We start from the raw sequence: 19885 nt of genomic DNA, 5'->3' as shown, positions 1-19885 counted from the left end.
CCCCAGGCCGGCCCCCTGGCAGTCCTGCAAGAACCAGGGGCAAGGCCCTTATTCGTCTTCGATACCCAGGTCACGCAATTTACGCGTGATGGTATTGCGCCCTATCCCCAGCCGTGACGCCGCCTCAACCCGCCGGCCGCGGCTGGCATCCAGCGCCGTCTGCAGCAAGATGCGCTCGAACTGCCGCGTCAGCGTCGCCATGATGGCGGGCTCGCCGCGGTCCAGGCGGCTTTGCGCGTCGCGCAGCAAGGAATCCTGCCAGCTTTGCGGCGCACTTTCGGCGCCCGCGGGCGCCGTCGTGGTGGCGATCCCGCGCACGACCGTCTCGCCCGCGCCCTGCTGCTCCATCGCGCGGATTTCCGGCGGCAGATCCTGCCGGTCGATGGTCTGGCCCGGCGCCATGACGGTCAGCCAGTGGCAGAAGTTTTCCAGCTGGCGCACATTGCCCGGAAAGTCGAAACGCGTCAGCACCGCCAGCGCCTCGGGCGTCAGGCGCTTGGCCGGCACGCCCAGCGCACGCGCGCTGACCGTCAGGAAATGCTGTGCCAGGTTCGGGATGTCTTCGACGCGCTCGCGCAGCGGCGGCAAGCGCAGGCGGATGACGTTCAAGCGGTGGAACAAGTCTTCGCGGAACAGGCCCTGCTCCACGCGCTGCTCCAGCGGCTGGTGCGTGGCGGCGACGATGCGCACGTCCACCCGCACCGGCTGGGCGCCGCCCACCCGATAGAAACTGCCTTCGGCCAGCACGCGCAGCAGGCGCGTCTGCAACTCGATGGGCATGTCGCCGATTTCGTCCAGGAACAGCGTGCCGCCGTTGGCTTCCTCGAAGCGGCCACGCCGCAGGTTGTTGGCCCCCGTGAAGGCGCCGCGCTCGTGGCCGAACAGTTCGGCCTCCAGCAGATCGCGCGGAATGGCCGCCGCGTTCAGGGCCACGAAGGGCCCGTTGGCGCGTGCGCCGTGGCCATGCAGGGCGCGTGCCACCAGCTCCTTGCCGGTGCCCGATTCACCCGTGATCAGCACGGTCACCTTGGACTGCGCCAGGCGGCCGATGGCGCGAAAGATCTCCTGCATCGAGGTGGATGCCGACTGCGTCATCATCCAGCGCTCGGCCCCCGGTTCGCTGGGGGTCGCGGTTTGCGCCAGGTCCGCGTCGGCGTTTTCCTGCACCGCGCGCTGGATCAGCGCCACCGCTTCGTTGACGTCGAAAGGCTTGGCCAGATAGTCGAACGCGCCGCCCTGGAAGGCTGACACGGTGCTGTCCAGATCGGCGAAGGCGGTCATCACGATGACCGGCAGCGACGGATGGCTGTCCTTGATCTTGCGCAGCAGGTCCAGGCCGCTGCCGCCCGGCATGCGAATGTCCGACACCAGGGTAGCGGGCGTTTCACTTTCCAACGCCGCCAGTACATCCGCCGCCTGCGAAAAGCTGCGGGTGGTCACGCCAGCCCGCGCGAGGGCTTTTTCAAGCACCCAGCGGATGGCCTGGTCGTCATCTACGATCCAAACAGGTTTCATGCGGGTTCCATCGGCAACACCAGGCGGAATTCCGTATGCCTGGGACGTGATTCGAATTCGATAATGCCCCCGTGTTGCTGCACGAAGTCCTGCGCCAGGCTCAGGCCCAGGCCCGTGCCGCCGGGACGCGCGGTGACGAGCGGATGGAAAATACGGTCGCGGATCTGTTCCGGTACGCCGGGACCGTTGTCGATGATGGAAAGCACCAGGGCCATGCGGTGCTGCCGGTGCGCCAGCATGACACGGCGCGCCACCCGCGTACGCAGCGTGATCTGCGGCGCCGGCACGTCAGGCCCCGGCGCCTGGATGGCCAGCTCCTGGGCGGCGTTGCGCGCCACGTTCAGCACGGCCTGCATCAGGCGCGCGGCGTCGCCCGGCACATCGGGCATGGACGCATCGTAATCGCGCAGGATGGTCACGCCCTCGCGGAATTCGGCCTGGATCAGCGCGCTGACGCGTTCGCAGACCTCGTGGATGTTGACCGGCCTGGCGTTCAAGGGAACACGCTGCGGCCCGATCAGGCGATCGACCAGCGCTTGCAGGCGATCGGCTTCGGAAATAATGACTTGGGTGTACTCGGCCAGCGATGGATCGGGCAATTCCCCTTCCAGCAACTGCGCCGCGCCGCGCAGGCCACCCAGGGGATTCTTCACCTCATGGGCCAGATTGCGCAGCAGTTCTCTATGGGTTTCGATTTCGTCGATGAGACGATGATTGCGATCGGCCAGCACACGCTGTTCGATCTCGCGTATTTCAAGCAGCACGGGCCAGGGTTGGCCGGACAGCGACACCGTGGTGAGCACCACCGATACAGACTCACCGCCACGGCGCAGCGAAGACAGCTGGCGCGCGTCGGCGAAGATGCCCTTGATCCCTTGATCGATGGACGACTGCAGCTGTTCGCGGTCATCGAACAAGGCTGCCGCGGATTGCCCCGTCAGCTGCCGGCGCGAGCGGCTGAATAAATCTTCCGCGGCGGTGTTGGCATATACGACGTGGCCTTGCGTGTCCACCAGCAGGACGGCAGTGGCGAGAAGTTCGAAGGCGTCTACGTTCATCGATATTTGCGCCCACCAGGGCGCGGGCGAGCGAACCCTACGGTCCGCTGCCCTTGCCTTGACAGGAGGCTGCCCTCCAGGACAACTAGGAGATTACAGGCTGTAGTACATGTCGAATTCGACCGGGTGCGTCGTCACGCGCAGACGTTGCACTTCCTGTTCCTTCAACGCGAGATAGGCATCGAGCATCTCGTTGCTGAACACGCCACCGCGGGTCAGGAACTCGCGATCCTTGTCCAGGGCTTCCAGCGCTTGATCCAGCGACGAGCAAACGGTCGGGATCTTCGCGTCTTCTTCCGGCGGCAGGTCGTACAGGTTCTTGTCGGCCGGATCGCCGGGGTGGATCTTGTTCTGGACGCCGTCCAGGCCGGCCATCATCAGCGCCGAGAAAGCCAGGTACGGGTTGGCCAGGGGATCCGGGAAGCGGGTCTCGATACGGCGGCCCTTCGGGTTGCCCACGTAGGGAATACGGATCGAGGCCGAACGGTTGCGGGCCGAGTAAGCCAGCTTGACCGGGGCTTCGTAGTGCGGAACCAGGCGCTTGTACGAGTTGGTACCGGGGTTGGTGATGGCGTTCAGGGCACGAGCGTGCTTGATGATGCCGCCGATGTAGTACAGCGCGAATTCCGACAGGCCGGCGTAGCCGTTGCCCGCGAACAGGTTCTGGCCGTCCTTCCAGATCGACTGGTGCACGTGCATGCCGGAACCGTTGTCACCGACGACGGGCTTGGGCATGAAGGTGGCGGTCTTGCCATAGGCATGGGCCACGTTGTGAACCACGTACTTCAGGATCTGGTTCCAGTCGGCGCGCTGCACCAGCGTGCTGAACTTGGTACCGATTTCCAGCTGGCCCGGCGCGGCCACTTCATGGTGGTGCACTTCGACGGGCACGCCCAGCTGCTCCAGCAGCAGGCACATTTCCGAACGCATGTCCTGGAACGAGTCGACCGGGGGCACGGGGAAGTAGCCACCCTTGACCAGGGGACGGTGACCCAGGTTGCCGCCTTCGAATTCCAGGCCGGTCGACCAGGGCGCTTCTTCGGACTTGATCTTGACGAAGGTGCCCGACATGTCGGTGTTCCAGGTCACGCCGTCGAACACGAAGAATTCGGGTTCCGGACCGAAGAAGGCGGTGTCGCCCAGGCCGGAGGACTTCAGGTAGGCTTCAGCGCGCTTGGCGAGCGAGCGAGGATCGCGGTCGTAGCCCTTCATGTCCGAGGGTTCGACGACGTCGCAGGTCAGCACCAGCGTGGTTTCTTCCATGAACGGATCGATACGGGCCGAGCCGGCATCCGGTATCAGCAGCATGTCCGAAGCTTCGATGCCCTTCCAGCCCGGGATCGACGAGCCGTCGAAAGCGTGGCCGCCTTCGAACTTGTCTTCGTCCACCTGGTGGGCCGGCACCGACACGTGATGCTCACGGCCCATGGTGTCGGTGAACCGGAAGTCCACGAACTTGACTTCCAGGTCTTGAATCTGTTTCAGGACTTCTTTCTCGCTTGCCATGTCATCTCCGTTTGATAAAGGTCGAGTGCTGCAACTCGACTGGCATAGGGGTAAAAGCAATATCTGTGCCAAGTTTCCGCATGACTGACTCCTGGCTATCCCGTAGGCCTACTTTTGAACTATGCACCAAGATGGTGTCCATAATGGTGCATGAGGCGCCCCATTATGGGGCATCAAGTCAAAAATAGTTCCTGCAAATCGTTCAAAAATGCCCAACCTTGATGCGTCGCCCGCAGGCGGGTGGGATCGGGGTCGAGCAAACCGCGCTTGGTGGCTGCCTCCAATTGGTGCGCGATGACCGCCAGCGACAAACCGGTCCTTTCGGAAAAATGCGACGTCGGCACGCCGGCTTTCAGCCGCAGGACGTTGAGCATGAACTCGAATGGCAGGTCGTCCGCGCCCACATCCAAGGATTCGGCGATATGGCTGCCGTCGCGCGCCATGGCCCGCGCCATCCAGGAATCCGGGCCGCGCACGCGCGCCTGGCGCACGATACGGTCCGGAAATGACAGTTTTCCGTGTGCGCCCGGGCCGATGCCCAGATAGTCGCCGAACTCCCAATAGTTCAGGTTGTGGCGGCAGCGTGCGCCTTCGCGCGCATAGGCCGACACCTCGTAGCGCTGCAGGCCGGCCGCGGCGGCCAGGGCCTCGACCTCATCCTGCATCAACGCCGAGGCGTCGTCGTCCGGCACTTGAGGCGGAAACTTGGCGAAGACCGTGTTCGGTTCCATCGTCAGATGGTACAGCGACAGGTGTTCGGTGCCGAAGGCAATGGCTTCGCGCACGTCCTGCCTGCAGGCCTCCAGCGTCTGGCCGGGCAGCGCGAACATCATGTCCAGGTTGACGCGGGGAAAGGCGCGCTGGGCCATGGCGATGGCGGCGCGGGCCTGGCCGGCGTCATGGATACGGCCCAGTGCGCGCAGTTGGGCATCGTCGAAGCTCTGCACGCCCAGCGACAGGCGGTTGACGCCGCTGGCCGCGTAATCCTTGAAACGGCCCGCCTCGGCGGTGCCGGGATTGGCCTCCATGGTGATCTCGGCGTCCGGCCACAGGTTCAGACAGGCGCGCAGCATGGCCAGCAGCTCGTCCAGCCCGGCGGCCGACAGCAGGCTGGGCGTGCCGCCGCCGATGAACACCGTATTGACCTGGCGGCCCCAGATCAGGGGCAGCGACTGTTCCAGGTCGCTGCGCAGCGCGTCCAGATAGGCGCGTTCCGGCATTTCGCCCGCGGGGGCGGCGTGGGAATTGAAGTCGCAATAGGGACATTTGCGCACGCACCAGGGCACGTGCACATATATAGAGAGCGGCGGCAGGCTGGTCAGGCCGGAAGACCGGCCCTTGGACAAGCCGGCGATGCGGGCCGGCGCCGGCGCGTCGGCGCTGCGGATGGGTATGGAAATGGGCATGAACGAATCGATCCGGCTTTCAAGCGCCGGGCGCGGGGACGGGCAGGACAACAGTCATGGCGACAAGAATCAAGCCACGCCGGGCCGCAGTTTCTCCAACAATTGGCGCAGGGCCTGGGCGCGGTGGCTCAGACGGTTTTTCTCGACCGGATCCAGTTCGGCCGCAGTCTGCGCCTGGGGCGGCAGGTAGAAATAGGGATCGTAGCCGAATCCGTGATCGCCGCGCGGGGCGTCGACGATTTCGCCCCACCACACGCCCTCGCCCACCAGGGGGCGCGGATCCTGCTCGGAGCGGACCATCACCAGCAAGGCCACATAGCAGGCGCGGCGATTGGCCTGGCCGGCCAGGTTGCGGACCAGCAAGGCGTTGTTGGCGGCGTCGGACTTCTCCCCGCCCTGCAGGCTGGCGTAGCGCGCGGAATAGACGCCGGGTGCACCGCCCAGGGCATCCACGCACAGGCCGGAGTCGTCGGCGATGGCCGGCAGGCCGGTCAGGCGGCTGGCGTGGCGCGCCTTGGTCAGGGCGTTTTCCAGGAAAGTCCCGTAGGGCTCTTCGGCATCCGGCACGCCCAGTTGCCCTTGCGGGATCAGTTCCATGCCCAGGGGCGCGAACAAGGCGGAAAACTCGCGCAGTTTGCCGGCATTGCCGGACGCCAGCACGACGCGGGCAGGAAGCGCGCCGGGGAGCGGCAAGGCGGGGGTGGACATGGCGTTGGGAGGAGGCGCTGTCATGGAATGTAAGCCGGAGCGTTGTTCGCGGCCTGCACAAATGTAATTTGGCATGCCGCCTTTTTAAGGTGGTGGTAGTGTATCGCCCGCTGGAGCCGCGGCCGGCCATTCACACTCTGAAACGTTCACGAAACATTCCCGGCACACCATAGCGCCATTGCGCATTGAAGCATCGTCCGAATGTTCGTCTCCGGTACTACCCCTTTCGCCGGCCCTGGTCCTTATCCGGGCGTTGGCTCGATTTCTTCTGCGCCCCGCCTGGGGCCGGCTTCTCTCGGCGACATCCTGCGCAGCAGACGGCTGACCGCCCACTTCCAGCCGGTGGTCGATCTCACCCAGGGCCGCATCTACGGCCACGAGAGCCTGATCCGCGGGCCGGCCGATACCGTCTTCCATATGCCGGAGCGCCTGTTTTCCGAGGCGCGGCGCCAGGGCGTGCATCCGCAACTGGAGCTGGCCAGCGCGCATACCGGGCTGCAGGCCTTCCACAGCCAGGCGTCGGACACGGCGGGTTATCTGTTCGTGAACATGTCGGCGTCTGCCCTGGTCCATTTCTGGACGATCTGGGGCGACGAGATGCCCACCCGCATCCTGGCCGGCCTGGCCTTGGAGCCCGGCCGCATCGTCATTGAATTGACGGAGCATGATCCTGCCGCGCCGAACATGGGCGCCCTGTCCGAGGCCTTCGCCAGCCTGCGTGCCCAAGGCATGCGGGTGGCGCTGGACGATTATGGCGTGGGTCATTCCAGCCTGCAGCTATGGGCCGAGGTGCAGCCCGACCTGGTCAAGATCGACCGCTATTTCTTCGACGGCATCAGCACCGACGAGCACAAGCAGAAGCTGGTGCGCGCCGTCCTGGCGGTGGCGCAGTGCTATGGCACGCCCACGGTGGCCGAAGGTATCGAGAACGCCGAGGACCTGGCCGCCGTGCGCGACCTGGGTGTGCGCTACGCCCAGGGCTGGTTCCTGGGCCGGCCCCAGGTAGATCCGTTGCTGGACATCTCCGGCGAGGTGAAGGAGATGCTGGCGCGGCGTGCGCCGCAGCGCGTCGGGGCGACCCGCAATACCAGTTCGACGGTGGCGGCGCTACGCGTGGATGCGCCGGCGGTGTCGCATGGCCGCCACACCAATGACGATGTGCACCGCTTGTTCGCTGAACACAAATCGCTGCATGCGGTGGCCGTGGTGGATGACGGCAACCGGCCGGTGGGCATCATCAACCGGCGCGATTTCACCGATCGCTATGCGCAGCGGTATACGCGCGAACTGTTTGGCCGGGACCCCTGTTCCACTTTCATGAACGGCGAACCGGTGCTGGTGGATGCGCAGTCTTCCATCGACCAGTTGAGCCACGTGCTGATTTCGCAAGACCAGCGTTATCTGGTGGATGGTTTCATCGTGACGCGGGACGGAAGTTATGACGGCCTGGGTACGGGCGAAGCGTTGGTGCGCTCGGTCACGGAAATGCGCATCGAGGCGGCGCGTTATGCCAATCCGCTGACGTCGCTGCCGGGGAATATTCCCATCAGCCAGCATATTGGCGCGCTGCTGGAAAGCGGCGTGGAGTTCGTCACCGGGTACTGTGACCTGAACAACTTCAAGCCTTTCAACGATGTTTATGGGTATTGGCGTGGCGACGACATGATCCTGCTGTGCGCGGACATCGTGCGCGAGCATTGCGATCCGCAGCGGGATTTCGTCGGGCACGTGGGGGGCGATGATTTCGTGGTGCTGATGCGCAGTCCGGACTGGCATCGCCGGCTGGAAAACATCATCACGCAATTCGATCTGCGCGCGCGTGATCTGTATGACGATACCGGCCGTGCTTCGGGTGGTATCGAGGCGGAAGACCGCCATGGGGTGATGCGTTTCTTTCCCTTCGTCACGCTGGGCATCGGTGCCTTGCGGGTCGAGCCGGCGTCCTACGACCGGATCCGCCCCGAGGACATCGCGTCGGCGGCAGCGCAGGTGAAGCACAAGGTCAAGCATGGCAATGCCGCGTTGGTGGTGGAGCGGTATGCCGGGGTGATCCGGGACTAGGCCTCAGGGTCGGCCGGCTTCCAACGCTGGCGGCGGCAGTCGGCGCGCTTGCGAAAAAGGGTCTTAATTACCCCTTTAGAACTCAAGCGGTAACCAATCCGACAACGACGGCGGGGGCTGCGTGGGCGGCGCCATCCTGATTCCAGCCGAGTTCCCGCGCACCGCCGGCTCCCCGATTCTGCAGTTCATTGATACGGAACACCGCAACCGCATCAAGCAAATGCTCGGCTTGCGATCGCAACGCCCCCGCCGCCGTCGCCGTATCCTGCACCAACGCAGCCGTCTCCTGCGTCGTCATTTCAATCCTGCCGACGGCTTCGTTCACCACCTGCACACCCTGCGCCTGCGCCGACGCCGCGCCCGAAATCTCGCGCACGATACCCGACACACGATGCGCCGCATCCTGCATGTCGCGCACGGTCTGCCCCGCCACGCCAACCTGCCGCACCCCAGCATCCACACGCGCCGACGATTCCTGGATCAAATCGCGAATCTCCCGCGCCGCCACGCTGCTGCGTTGCGCCAGGCCACGCACTTCGCCAGCGACAACGGCGAACCCCCGGCCCTGCTCCCCCGCCCGCGCCGCTTCCACCGCGGCGTTCAGCGCCAGGATATTGGTCTGGAAGGCAATCCCGTCAACCACCCCGACAATCTCCGCGATGCGCCGCGCACTGGTCGAAATCTCGCGCATCGACTCCACCACCGCCTCGACCGCCGCACCGCCACGCTGCGCCAGGTCGGCCGCCTGTTCAGACTGCTGGCTGGCCTGCAAGGCGTTCTCCGAAGTGACATGCACGGTATCGGCCAGCTCGGACATGCTGGCCGCGGCCTCCTGCAAGGCGGCCGCCTGCCCGGCACTGCGATCGGACATGTCGGAACAGGCCTGTGCGATGTCATGCACGCCACCATGCATGGCCTGCACACCGCCCCGCACGCTGGACACGGCGCCGGTCAGCCCGTCCTGCATGCGGCGCATGGCGGTATAGAGCACACCGATTTCATTGCTGCCGCCCGCGCGCACGGCCTGGGTCAGGTCACCATTGGCGATGCGGTCGAAATGCTCGCCCGCGCGGTCCAGCGGCTTGAGCATCGCCCGATGAAAGAAGATGCGCATGCCGATGGCCAGCGCAATCGTGATCAGCCCCAGCCCCAGCGCCGCATAAATGGCCGTGTTCTGCGAATCGGCAACCGCGCTGACGGCGGCGGCGCCGCGCTGTCGCGCATACACCTGGAAGGTGCTCTCCGCCTTGACGAAGGCCGTCGATGCCGGCCCCAGGACCTTGTCGCTGAGGCGATTCACTTCGATACCGTTCCACCCCTGGATGGCCTTGATCATGGGCGCCAGGCAGCCGTCCGCCAAATCCGAATAGGACTTCAGCACGGCCGCATAGAGCGCCGCGCCGTCAGCATCGGTATAGGGGACATCACGCAGGCGGGCGAAAGCCTTCTGCGCCTGAGCCAGCAGCTTTTCCGCATTCGCCACTTCGCGGTCGCGATCTTCCATGCGGCCGCCTTCCATATAGGTCTTGGCGTCGGTCAACGCAGCGCGGGCCTGGAACACCGCCGTGCCCAGGTTGTTAAGGTCGCCCGAGCGTTCGATGTGGTCGCGCCCCAGGGTCTCGACCCAGGCCCGCGTGTCGCGCAGCATAAGGACGGCGCCCGTGCCGGCGATCACGAAAAGCAGAACGAACAGGACCAGGGCGGCCGAGAGGGCTGTGTTGATGCGCAAGCGGTTTTGCATAAAGGATCGTTGCCATGTCTCGTGGAAGTGAGACGTGTGGACAATTATCCCGGCAATATTTGGCAATTCCTTGACACAGGGGGAAGAAATCGCCACCGCCAGCGCAACCCGCGGTCACGCCAGGGATTTCTTCTGCGCCTGCACCAGTCCCGCGATGCCCTTTTCGGCCAGGGCCAGCATGCTGTCGAGTTCCTTGCGATCGAAGGTGACGCCTTCCGCAGTCCCCTGCACTTCGACAAAACGGCCAGCGCCGGTCATGACCACGTTGACGTCGGCATCGCAGGCCGAGTCTTCGACGTAGTCCAGATCCAGCACGGGCCGCCCGTCCACCATGCCGACGGAAACGGCAGCCACATGGTCGCGCAAGGGATTCACGGCCAGATTGCCCCGCTTCATCAACAAGGCCACGGCATCGGCCGCCGCCACCCACGCCCCGGTGATGCTGGCGCAACGGGTACCGCCATCGGCTTGCAGCACATCGCAATCGATATGCAGCGTACGTTCGCCCAGCAAGGCCATGTCAACGACGGCACGCAGGCTGCGGCCGATGAGGCGCTGGATTTCCTGGGTGCGGCCGCTCTGCTTGCCACGCGCGGCTTCACGATCCCCACGGGTATGCGTGGCGCGCGGCAACATGCCGTACTCCGCGGTGACCCAACCCTGTCCCTTACCTTTCAGAAAAGGCGGCACCTTATCCAGAACGCTGGCCGTGCACAGCACATGGGTATTGCCTGCCTTGACCAGCACCGAGCCTTCGGCATAACGCGTGAACCCGCGCTCCAGGGAAAAAGGACGCAGCTCGTCAACGGCGCGGCCGGAGGCGCGCGCGCCTGGCGTAACGGTGGTGGTCATGGGATAGGCTCCAGTGGAAAGGTAGGGATGTCGCGATGCAATGGCCGGCATTGTAATGGCCACCCTCTGTTATCCTCGGGCCATGCGCCTGCCCCATCTTGCGGCGGGCGCCAGCATCAACCCTGGATACACGACATGATACGTAGCATGACCGCTTTCGGCAGCGCCCGCGCCGATCTCGAACAAGGTTCGGTGGCGCTGGAATTCCGCAGCGTGAACAGCCGTTTCCTCGATCTGCATTTCCGTCTGCCGGACGACCTGCGCCATCTGGAATCGCCCTTGCGTGAGTTGCTCACCAGCAATCTGGGGCGCGGCAAGGTCGAGGTGCGCGTCAGCTATACCCGCAATGCCGACGCCGATGTGCCGCGCCTGGATCCGACCTGGCTGCAGGCCCTGTCCGAGCAGTTGGCCGCCGCCCGTCAGATCCTGCCTGAAATCGCGCCGCCGCGCCTGGCCGAACTCTTCAACTGGCCCGGCCAACGCAATAACGACGCCATGGATCCGCAAACCTGGGGCGCGGCTGGCATGGAAGCGGCGCGCCAGGCGCTGGCGCAATTGCAGGACACCCGCGCCCGCGAAGGCGAACGACTGGCCGACGTCATGCGCGACTGCGCCACCGGCATTGAAAAGATCGTGGGCGATGTCGAACAACTGCTGCCGCAACTGCTGGCCGACCATCGCGAAAAACTTGCGACCAAGCTGCGCGAAACGGTCGAGTCCGCGTTCCCGGGCGGCTTCGCCAATATCAGCGGCTCCGAACTGAGCGAACGCCTGTCCCAGGAAGCCACCCTGTTCGCCCTGCGCATCGACGTCGCCGAGGAATTGGCCCGCCTGCGTTCGCACCTGGCCGAACTGACCCACATCCTGGGTGCCGCGGAAGGCAAGGCCGGCAAGGACAAGGGCAATGCCAACAGCGGCGGCGGCAAGAAGGGCCCCACCGGCAGCGCCGGCAAGCGCCTGGATTTCCTGTTCCAGGAAATGAACCGCGAAGCCAATACCCTGGGCTCCAAGGCCGGCAACGTGGAAGTCACCCGCGCCGCCATGGACTTGAAGCTGCTGATCGAACAGATGCGCGAACAGGCGCAGAACATCGAATAAAAGGCCGGGGGGCGGTGGCGCGCCCTGGCCAGTTGCGGGTTATGGCAGCGCCGCGTGCATGGGCGTTACACGTCCCGCACACGGACACTGACCGCCCGCGTCACTCCTCCCCACCGGCCGGCGCTTCATCCAGCCGGCCCAGCGTCTCCGGCACGATGAACGCGCCGATGACGAACAGCACACTGATCACCCCGGCAAATATCGAAAGCGTCAACGGCAGGTCGGCCGGCGTGGCCGCCGCCAGCGACACGAAGGTCGGCATCATCCCGCCGATCGCAAAGCCGATGTTCCACGACAGCCCCGTGCCGGTTGCGCGGATGGCCGTGGGAAAGCGTTCATTCAAGAAGATCAGGATGGGGGCGAAGCTGGCGCAGCCCAGCGAGGCCAGCAGCACGGCGTGCACGCCGATCTGCAGCGGCGTCTGGGCCTGCTGCAGACTCATGTACAGATAGGGCAAGCCGAAGATCTGCACGATGCCGACCAGCAGGAAGGTGCGCTTGCGCCCGATGAAGGTACTCAGGTGACCGAAGGCCAAGGCCACGACGATCACCGCCACCGAGCACGCCATCAGGATGTTGGCCGCCACGCCACTGGGCGCCTGGTTGACCAGCTTCAGGAAAGTGGGCAGGTATCCCGAAGTCAGGTAGTAGCCGGAACCGCCGCCTATGGTCAGCAGCAAGTTCACCAGCAGCACCGATCGGTATTCACCCGCGAACAGCGTGCGTAGCGGCGAGCGCTGCACGGCCAGCGTGTTGTCGCGGCGCGCCTGGCCCGCCCGCGCCGCTTTCGCCTGCGCGGCCTTCTTCCACAAGGGCGATTCTTCCAGGCGATTGAAGATGAACAGGCCCAGCACCGAGCTGATCAGACCGGTGAAGAACATGCAGCGCCAGCCCCACACGTCGAACTGGTCTCCCGGGAACAGATGCGACATCAGCATGTACACCAGGGAAGCCAGCAAGGCCCCGATCCCCGCCCCGCCGCCGCCCACCAGGCCCGACACGGCGCCCCGGTAGCGCGGCGACACCGACTCCGTACCTATCGTGTGGGTCGAAGCCACCACGCCGCCGACGAAGATGCCCTGGATCAGGCGCAGGATGATGAACAGCACCGGCGCCAGCAGCCCCACCTGCGCCACCGTGGGCAACAGCCCGAACGCCGCCGTGGAGACCCCCACGCCGACCACCGCCAGTATCATCGCGCCCTTGCGTCCCTTGCGGTCGGCATAGGAGCCGAACCACGCCGAGCCCAGCGGACGCATCAACAGCGTCACCGCGAACGAGGCATACACCGCCGCCAACGACAGCATCGCATGCTGCGACGGGAAAAACAGCCGCCCCACCACGGGCGCCACGTATAACAGTACGAACAGGTCGAACAGATCCAGCGCCCATCCCAGGCACGAGGCGATGACCGCCCCTGCGACCTGCCGGCTATCCGTCCTTGCGGGCATCGCCCCTTGCTGCATGCTCATGGACATTTGTCTACTCCCTGGTTTTATGTTCTGGCCCGTTCTACGCCGGAGCCATGCGCACTGCCGCCGTTCACCCCATGGCGTCGGCGATCTTCTCGGCGATCATGATCGTCGGAATATTCGTGTTGGCCGACGGCAGGCGCGGCATCAGCGACGCGTCGACCACCCGCAGCTTGTGCGCGCCGTGCACCCGGCCCTGGTTATCGGTGACGGCGCGCGGATCCTGCGCGGCGCCCATGCGGCAGGTACCGCTGGCATGCCAGACGCCGAACACCTGACGGCGGATGAAAGCCGCCAATTCCTGCTCGTCAGCCAGCAGCGCGGACATGCGCCGCCCGCCATTGAAGAAGCGGCCGATCAGGGCCCGCCGCAAGGGCGCGGGCGCATCCAGCGCGGTTCCCAGCAAGCGCGTCAGCCGCGCATTGCCCGGTGTATAGCGGCTCAATGCCTTGACCCGCGGCGAGAAGGCCGCCGGAAAGAAATCCCGCTCGTCGTCGCCCAGGCCGCTGGCGCGCACCACGCGCGCCAGCACGCGCACGCCCTGCATCAGCCGCGCCAGGTCGCGCGGGTCGTCCAGCAGGTTCAAATCCACCTTGGGCGGCGCGCCAGGATCGCCGGATGCAAGCTCGACACGGCCCCGCGAATAGGGCCGGTTGCACCACAGAAAGAACAAGCCCAGCCGGCTGCCCAGGGCATGCCACGCAGCGCGTGTCGCGCTGGACAGGTAGAGATCGGCGTCGTCGCAATCCGCCACCCCCGAGCTGATGCGCGCCGCCGTCATGCTGGCGCGACGGCGCATCAGAGGCACACGCCAGCGCGGCGCCAGATAATGGCAAAACGTCAGCGACGGATGATCCTGCAATTCACGGCCGACGCCGGGCAGATGCAGCAGGCTGGCGATCCCCTGCCGCGCCAGTGCGGTCGCGTTACCGATGCCCGCGTGCATCAGCAGCACCGGCGATTGCAGGGCGCCCGCGCACACCAGCACTTCGCGCTCGGCGTGCAGTTCGAAGGCGTGGCCCGCACTGTCGATGACCGCGACGCCGGTGGCGGATACGCCGCCGGACGCTGGCCTGGCCATCAACAGACGGTGCACGCGCGTCGTCGCGTAGATGTCCAGGTTGGGACGCCCGCGCGTGGCGGCATCCAGATACCCCGCCGCCGCCGACACCCTGCGATCGTTCTCGTTGGAGAAGGCCCCCGGGAAATAGCCATCGCCAAACTCCGCGTTCTGGTCCGCCAAGGGCGCCAGGCCTTGCGCGCGCAAGCCGTCAGCGAAGGCATGGCAAAACGGCGGCCATTGCGCCGGTCCGATCCGGCGGATGGCGATGGGGCCATCGGCGCCGTGCAAGGGGTGCCGCGGATAATCGAGGTCCCGTTCGAGCTTGCGGAAATAAGGCAGCACCTCGTCCCAGCCCCAGCCGCTGGCGCCGCCGGCGGCCCAGTCATCGTAGTCGCGCGGCAGGCCCCGATTGGCCGACTGCACATTGATGCTGGACCCGCCGCCCATCGCCCTGCCCTGTTCGTAGACCCGGCGTGCCGAATCGCGGGTGGCGGCCGCGGTCAAGGCCGGCCAGATCCACCGCTCGCCGCAAAACACCGGCATGGGATAGCTGTCGAGGATTTCCTCCGGTTCGGCGCCGGGCGGCGTATCCTCGCCCGCCTCCACCAAGGCGACGCGGCAATCGGGACGCGCGGACAGGCGATGGGCCAGCACGCAGCCCGCCGAGCCGCCGCCAACGATGACGTAGTCGTACTTGCGTGCCACGGCGTCGCTCATCGGTCGTTCGCCTCAGCTGCCACGGAACTTGGGCGGGCGCTTGCCATGGAAAGCTTCCACGCCTTCGCGGAAGTCGTCGGAACTGCGCAGGCGGCTGTAGCAGTGGCCCTCCAGTTCGATCGACGCCGACAACGAAGCATCTTCCGTGTCGTTCAGCAGCTTCTTGGCCGTGCGTTGCGCCAGCGGCGAGAAGCCCACCAGCTCGGCCACCAGCTTGTCGGTGGCGCTCTCCAGTTCCGCATCCGGCACCAGCTCCGTGGCGACGCCCCACTCATAGGCCTGCTTGCCGCTGATGCGGCGCGAACGCATCACCACGTCCTTGGTGCGCGTGATCCCCACCATTTTTTGCAGGCGCGCCGAGCCGCCCGAGCCGGGGATCTGGCCGAGCTTCTGTTCGGGCAAGGCGTATTGCGTGGTCTCGCTGGCGATGCGGAAGTCGCAGGCCAGCGAAATCTCGAATCCTACGCCAAAGGTATAGCCACGATTGGCGACGACCACGGGTTTGCCGCAGCGGGCCGGCGCGGCAATGTTCCAGGCCAGCTTGGACACGTGCTCGGGTGAGGCCTCCAGGAAGCCCTTGATGTCGCCCCCGCTGGAAAAGTGCTCGCCTTCGGCGCGCAGCACGATCACCCGTACCCGGTCGTCCTCGTCCAGGGCTTCGAACACCAGGCGCAGCTGATCGCGCTGCGGCATGGCGATGATGTTGAATGGCGGGCGGGCCAGGACGATGTCGGCGCGCTGCTTGTCCGCATCGATCTCGACACGGAAGCCATCGAGATTTTCCAACAGGTGCTGGGCGGGATGTCGCAAGGTAGTCACGTTGTAGCTCCTTCGTTTCAAGGCTCCGGCGCAGCTTGCGGCTTGCGCAAGCCTTGCCAGCGTTCCAGTAGATGTTCGTGGTGGACGCCGAACAGGTCGAGAACCCGGCCGACGGTATGGTTGATGACGTCGTCCAGCGAGGACGGCAGGTTGTAGAAGGCCGGAACCGGGGGAAAAATGATGCCGCCCATCTCCGTCACGCTGGTCATATTGCGCAGATGGGCCAGATTCAAGGGCGTCTCGCGCGCCAGCAGCACCACACGGCGCCGCTCTTTCAGGGCGACGTCCGCGGCGCGGCTGACCAGGTTGTCGCCCATGCCCAGCGCCACCGCCGCCAGCGTTTTCATCGAGCAAGGCGCGATCACCATGCCTTCCGTCGGAAACGATCCGCTGGAAATGGCCGCGCCGACGTCCTTGACGTTGTGGACGACATCGGCCAGTGCCTCGATCTCGGTGCGCTTCAGGGCAAGCTCTTGCGCCGCCGTCAACGCGCCGGATGCTGACAGCACCAGATGGCTTTCCCATTCGGGATGGCAGCGTAGTTCCCGCAGGATGCGTACGCCATAGATCGACCCGCTGGCGCCGGTGATCGCCACGATCAGGCGTTTGCGGCCGGCGACGCTCATGGCCTGGCCATCGTCGGTCCGGCCATCACCGCTTCGGCCAGCGCCGGCTCCGGCGCTGGCGTCCTGGCTCCCGCCGTGAAGTCGACATGGCGGTCACCATCGACCCATGCCCCCAGGTCCACGGTATCTTCGCCAGGCACGCGGACCCTGGTGAACGTGTGCTCGTGATACTTGACCGGGCGCGTCGCATCCAGGCCCATCTTGGCGCTGATACCCTGTTCGTGCGCGGGCGCCACCTCCCCGGACTGCGCGCTGGCCAGCGTGGTCGAAGGATCCAGGGCCGAGCCCTGGGCGCCGCTGATCACCACCAGGTCCCGATCCGCCTGAAAGCGTGTCGCCACCGCCCATTCCACCTGCTGCGTGTCGTGCACCTCGACGTCGTCGTCGACCACGATCACCTGCTTGATGTCGTAATGGGCACCGAAGGCCCCGAGTATCACGTTCTTGGGCTGGCCTTCATGCGTCTTGCGCAGCTTGACGTACAGGTGGTACCGCCCCACCCCACCGATGGACAGATGAACGTCCAGGACATTGGGGAAACTGCGCTGCAGATGCGCCAGCAAGGTCGCTTCACGGGGGATGGAACCCAGCAGCAGATGTTCCATCTCGGCGGGGACGATGGTATGGAAGATGGGCGATTGCCGATGCGTGATGGCGTCCACGGCGATGACTTCGCGCTGTTCGCGTGCGCTGTAGTACTTGGGAAACTCGCCGAACGGTCCTTCCGCCTCGCGCACGCCATGCAGGATGCGGCCCTCGATGACGATCTCCGCGTCGGCCGGGACATGCACGTCATTGGTCAGGCAGCGCGCCACGCGCAACGGGCTGCCGTGCAGCGCGCCGGCCACCTCCAGCTCGTCGCTGTCGATGGGGGCGATCGCCTGGGACGCCAGCAAGGTCAAGGGATCCGCGCCGATCACCACCGCCACCGGCAGGTCCTGGCCGCGTTTCTCGGCCTCCTTGTAGAAGGCCAGCAGATGGCGGGGCAGCAGCAGGATCGCCATGCGGTCCTTGGCATGCACCTGGATGCGATGGATGGAGACGTTCTGCACGCCGTTGGCCGGATTGCGCGCGATCACCATGCCCGCGGTGATATAGGGTCCGTTGTCGTGCTCGCTGTGCGTGGGCACGGGCAGGATGGCACGCACGTCAGGCGCACGATGCACCACTTGCTGGCAAGGCGCCTCGGCCCGCGGCACCTCGCGCGCAGGGAGCGGTTCGGCCGCCGCATTGCGAAAGGCCGTCAGCAGTTCCGCTTCCGCCACGCCCATGGCCTCGGCAATCCAGCCGCGGCGCGCCATGAAGCCTGACACCACCGGGACGGCATGACCACCCGGCTCAGGAAAATAGGCCGCCTGTTTGCCGTCCAGGCGCTTGGCGATGGCCGCCAGCTCGTGCTCCAGCGCCGCGCCCGGCTTGATCACGGCCAGGCGGTCGGTCGCAGCCAGGTGGTTGAGCCAGCCGCGCAGATCGGTGTGCGGCGCCCTGCGGAATCGGGATTGTGCTTGCGTCATGTTGCGCTCGACGAATGAGGTTGTGGGGAATGGTCCACGTATCTACGCATTTATGCCTTCATGCCTTCATGCCTTCATGCCTTCATGCCTTCATGCCTTTACGCCTTCATGCCGGCGTACCGGTCGACGTATCCGGTTCGTATTCGCCAGCGGACAGCTTGCGGCGCAAGACCTTGCCCACCGGCGACTTGGGGATTTCATTGACGAACACGTATTCACGGGGGCGCTTGAAGTTCGGCAGGTCGGAACCTTGGCAATAGCGGTCCAGCTCCGCCGCATCCACGGCGGTCTTGCGTTTCACGAAAGCCACCACCCGCTGGCCCCAGCGCTCGTCCGGCATGCCGGCCACGGACACTTCGTCCACCGCCGGATGCAAGGACAGTACGGACTCGATGTCCACCGGCGAAATGTTTTCGCCGCCACTGATGATCATGTCGTCGACGCGGCCGGTAACGTAGAGATCGCCGTCCCGGTCCACATATCCGGTATCGCCGGTGCGGTACCAGCCATTACGTATCGACTTGGCGTCGGCGTCGGGACGCTTCCAATAGCCCTCGAAGGCCTCGTCCCCCGCCAGGTCGGCGACGATCTCGCCCTCCACGCCCCGGGCCGCCAGCGCGCTTGCCGCGCCGGGGTCATCGGCGCCCAGGGTCACCACCCGCAAGCGCGTATTGATGCCCGCCTTGCCCGCGCTGCCCGGCTTGCGCGTGGCGTCGGCGTCGATGGCCACGGTGTAGATCTCCGACGAACCATAGTGGTTGACGAAGATGCGCGGCTGGAACACCTTGTCCAGGCGCTGCAGCAAGGCATCGTGCATCGGCGCGCCGGCGAATCCCAGCTTGGTCACCGAGGATACGTCGCCGCCGTTGCGCTCGCGGCAGGCCAGCATGTCGTGATAGAGCGTGGGCACCAGGTAGAGGCAGGTCAGGCGGTGCCGTGCGATAGCCTCCAGGGTGGCGGCCGCATCGAATCTGGGCATGCAGACGAACAGCCCGTCGACCAGCGCCATGGCCAATAGCGAACGCACGCCCATGGTGTGATACAGCGGCATCACACCCAGCGTGCGCTCGCCGCGTCCGTACAGGTTCTGCGCCACGTGCGCCAGGGCGGCGGCGCGTTCGTGGCGATGCCGGCGCGGCACGCCTTTCGGCTTGCCGGTGGTGCCGGACGTATACAGCATCAGGGAGTAGTCGTCGGCCTGCGCGGCCGGCGCCAGCGCGGCGCCATGATGCGCCGCCACCAGGGAATCGAAACGCAGGCCGGCCTGTAGTTCTGACTGTATCTCAGTGTGGATATCGGCCTGGCTATCGGCCTGGACATCCGCCTGGGCCTCGCTCTGGATATCGCCCACCGCCACCGCGGGCACCCGGCATTGCCGCGCGGCGCTGACCACGGCTGCGGCGCTCACCGCTTCGAAGAACACGACACGCGCTTCCGCGTTCTCGATGCAGTAGACCACCTCGTCCGGCTTCGCACGCCAGTTCAGGGGAGTCATCACCAGCCCCACAAACTGGCAGGCCCAGTGCAAGGTCGCCATTTCGTAGCGGTTCTGCAAGACCGCCAGCACCCGCTCGCCCTTGCGCAGCCCCATTTCCACCAGCGCCTCACCCAGGGCGGCGATGTCGGCATGCCACTCGGCGTAACATCGCGACCGTTCACCATCCACGATGGCCGGGGCGTCGGGATTGCGTTCGACGCTCTGCAAGAAAGTCTTTCCCAGGTCCAGCATG

15 protein-coding genes are annotated in these 19885 nt (G+C 65.7%); 2 read left to right on the top strand and 13 right to left on the bottom strand.

Going from position 1 to position 19885, the window contains the following annotated elements; translation table 11 throughout:
* Positions 1 to 48: 48 nt before the first annotated feature.
* From ntrC to rdgB, 5 genes are all read right to left on the bottom strand, one after another.
* The gene (gene ntrC / locus CEY05_RS01150; RefSeq protein WP_088595567.1) at positions 49 to 1515 is read right to left on the bottom strand and encodes a nitrogen regulation protein NR(I); all 1467 of its coding nucleotides are present in this window, start codon (positions 1513 to 1515) and stop codon (positions 49 to 51) included.
* Positions 1512 to 2573, bottom strand: coding sequence for a nitrogen regulation protein NR(II) (gene glnL, locus CEY05_RS01145; RefSeq protein WP_088595566.1), 1062 nt, complete (start codon positions 2571 to 2573; stop codon positions 1512 to 1514). The genes ntrC and glnL overlap by 4 nt, the downstream gene beginning before the upstream one ends.
* A 93-nt stretch (positions 2574 to 2666) precedes the next feature.
* Positions 2667 to 4079, bottom strand: coding sequence for a type I glutamate--ammonia ligase (gene glnA, locus CEY05_RS01140; protein WP_088595565.1), 1413 nt, complete (start codon positions 4077 to 4079; stop codon positions 2667 to 2669).
* 173 nt (positions 4080 to 4252) lie between these two features.
* Positions 4253 to 5485 carry a radical SAM family heme chaperone HemW gene (hemW, locus tag CEY05_RS01135; protein WP_088595564.1) on the bottom strand — a complete coding sequence of 411 codons (1233 nt, stop codon included), beginning with the start codon at positions 5483 to 5485 and terminating at the stop codon, positions 4253 to 4255.
* 69 nt (positions 5486 to 5554) lie between these two features.
* On the bottom strand, positions 5555 to 6193 hold the full coding sequence (gene rdgB, locus CEY05_RS01130; RefSeq protein WP_088595563.1) for an RdgB/HAM1 family non-canonical purine NTP pyrophosphatase: 639 nt from the start codon (positions 6191 to 6193) through the stop codon (positions 5555 to 5557).
* Between the two features lie 201 nt (positions 6194 to 6394).
* On the opposite strand from rdgB, the gene CEY05_RS01125 reads away from it, so the two are divergent.
* Positions 6395 to 8254 (top strand): EAL domain-containing protein, encoded by a 1860-nt coding sequence (locus CEY05_RS01125; protein ID WP_088595562.1) that lies wholly within the window; start codon positions 6395 to 6397, stop codon positions 8252 to 8254.
* Between the two features lie 82 nt (positions 8255 to 8336).
* On the opposite strand, the gene CEY05_RS01120 is transcribed toward CEY05_RS01125, so the two are convergent.
* Together CEY05_RS01120 and rph are read right to left on the bottom strand one after the other, a co-directional pair.
* Positions 8337 to 9995: a methyl-accepting chemotaxis protein gene (locus tag CEY05_RS01120; RefSeq protein ID WP_088595561.1), complete on the bottom strand. Its 1659-nt coding sequence runs from the start codon at positions 9993 to 9995 to the stop codon at positions 8337 to 8339.
* 114 nt (positions 9996 to 10109) lie between these two features.
* Entirely contained in the window at positions 10110 to 10847 is a 738-nt protein-coding gene (rph, locus tag CEY05_RS01115) for a ribonuclease PH (protein WP_088595560.1), read from the bottom strand.
* A gap of 135 nt (positions 10848 to 10982) precedes the next feature.
* Between rph and CEY05_RS01110 the strand changes: the two genes are divergently transcribed.
* Positions 10983 to 11945 (top strand): YicC family protein, encoded by a 963-nt coding sequence (locus CEY05_RS01110; protein WP_088595559.1) that lies wholly within the window; start codon positions 10983 to 10985, stop codon positions 11943 to 11945.
* 100 nt (positions 11946 to 12045) lie between these two features.
* On the opposite strand, the gene CEY05_RS01105 is transcribed toward CEY05_RS01110, so the two are convergent.
* The 6 genes from CEY05_RS01105 to CEY05_RS01080 all read right to left on the bottom strand — a co-directional run bounded on the left by CEY05_RS01105 (position 12046) and on the right by CEY05_RS01080 (position 19884).
* Positions 12046 to 13422 (bottom strand): MFS transporter, encoded by a 1377-nt coding sequence (locus tag CEY05_RS01105; protein WP_088595558.1) that lies wholly within the window; start codon positions 13420 to 13422, stop codon positions 12046 to 12048.
* A 64-nt stretch (positions 13423 to 13486) separates the two neighbouring features.
* Positions 13487 to 15196, bottom strand: coding sequence for a GMC family oxidoreductase (locus CEY05_RS01100; RefSeq protein ID WP_088595557.1), 1710 nt, complete (start codon positions 15194 to 15196; stop codon positions 13487 to 13489).
* Between the two features lie 12 nt (positions 15197 to 15208).
* Complete coding sequence (locus CEY05_RS01095; RefSeq protein WP_088595556.1) at positions 15209 to 16015, bottom strand: enoyl-CoA hydratase/isomerase family protein; 807 nt, start codon at positions 16013 to 16015, stop codon at positions 15209 to 15211.
* A 17-nt stretch (positions 16016 to 16032) separates the two neighbouring features.
* Positions 16033 to 16641 carry a UbiX family flavin prenyltransferase gene (locus CEY05_RS01090; protein WP_088595555.1) on the bottom strand — a complete coding sequence of 203 codons (609 nt, stop codon included), beginning with the start codon at positions 16639 to 16641 and terminating at the stop codon, positions 16033 to 16035.
* Positions 16638 to 18155 carry a UbiD family decarboxylase gene (locus CEY05_RS01085; protein WP_088595554.1) on the bottom strand — a complete coding sequence of 506 codons (1518 nt, stop codon included), beginning with the start codon at positions 18153 to 18155 and terminating at the stop codon, positions 16638 to 16640. Before CEY05_RS01085 ends, CEY05_RS01090 begins: the two co-directional genes overlap by 4 nt.
* Positions 18156 to 18261: 106 nt before the next feature.
* The gene (locus CEY05_RS01080; protein ID WP_088595553.1) at positions 18262 to 19884 is read right to left on the bottom strand and encodes an AMP-binding protein; all 1623 of its coding nucleotides are present in this window, start codon (positions 19882 to 19884) and stop codon (positions 18262 to 18264) included.
* Between the last annotated feature and the right edge of the window lies 1 nt (position 19885).

Origin of the sequence: Achromobacter sp. HZ34, assembly GCF_002209485.1 — a bacterium.
Classification (GTDB): domain Bacteria; phylum Pseudomonadota; class Gammaproteobacteria; order Burkholderiales; family Burkholderiaceae_B; genus Bordetella_C.
The sequence above is the reverse complement of the archived record's forward strand: the minus strand, read 5'-3'. Positions and strand labels throughout refer to the sequence as shown.

Coding starts and splice junctions, on each gene's coding strand:
- ntrC (WP_088595567.1), bottom strand. CDS start 1,515: ATGAAACCTGTTTGGATCGTAGATGACGACCAGGCCATCCGCTGGGTG.
- glnL (WP_088595566.1), bottom strand. CDS start 2,573: ATGAACGTAGACGCCTTCGAACTTCTCGCCACTGCCGTCCTGCTGGTG.
- glnA (WP_088595565.1), bottom strand. CDS start 4,079: ATGGCAAGCGAGAAAGAAGTCCTGAAACAGATTCAAGACCTGGAAGTC.
- hemW (WP_088595564.1), bottom strand. CDS start 5,485: ATGCCCATTTCCATACCCATCCGCAGCGCCGACGCGCCGGCGCCGGCC.
- rdgB (WP_088595563.1), bottom strand. CDS start 6,193: ATGTCCACCCCCGCCTTGCCGCTCCCCGGCGCGCTTCCTGCCCGCGTC.
- CEY05_RS01125 (WP_088595562.1), top strand. CDS start 6,395: ATGTTCGTCTCCGGTACTACCCCTTTCGCCGGCCCTGGTCCTTATCCG.
- CEY05_RS01120 (WP_088595561.1), bottom strand. CDS start 9,995: ATGCAAAACCGCTTGCGCATCAACACAGCCCTCTCGGCCGCCCTGGTC.
- rph (WP_088595560.1), bottom strand. CDS start 10,847: ATGACCACCACCGTTACGCCAGGCGCGCGCGCCTCCGGCCGCGCCGTT.
- CEY05_RS01110 (WP_088595559.1), top strand. CDS start 10,983: ATGATACGTAGCATGACCGCTTTCGGCAGCGCCCGCGCCGATCTCGAA.
- CEY05_RS01105 (WP_088595558.1), bottom strand. CDS start 13,422: ATGTCCATGAGCATGCAGCAAGGGGCGATGCCCGCAAGGACGGATAGC.
- CEY05_RS01100 (WP_088595557.1), bottom strand. CDS start 15,196: ATGAGCGACGCCGTGGCACGCAAGTACGACTACGTCATCGTTGGCGGC.
- CEY05_RS01090 (WP_088595555.1), bottom strand. CDS start 16,641: ATGAGCGTCGCCGGCCGCAAACGCCTGATCGTGGCGATCACCGGCGCC.
- CEY05_RS01085 (WP_088595554.1), bottom strand. CDS start 18,155: ATGACGCAAGCACAATCCCGATTCCGCAGGGCGCCGCACACCGATCTG.
- CEY05_RS01080 (WP_088595553.1), bottom strand. CDS start 19,884: ATGCTGGACCTGGGAAAGACTTTCTTGCAGAGCGTCGAACGCAATCCC.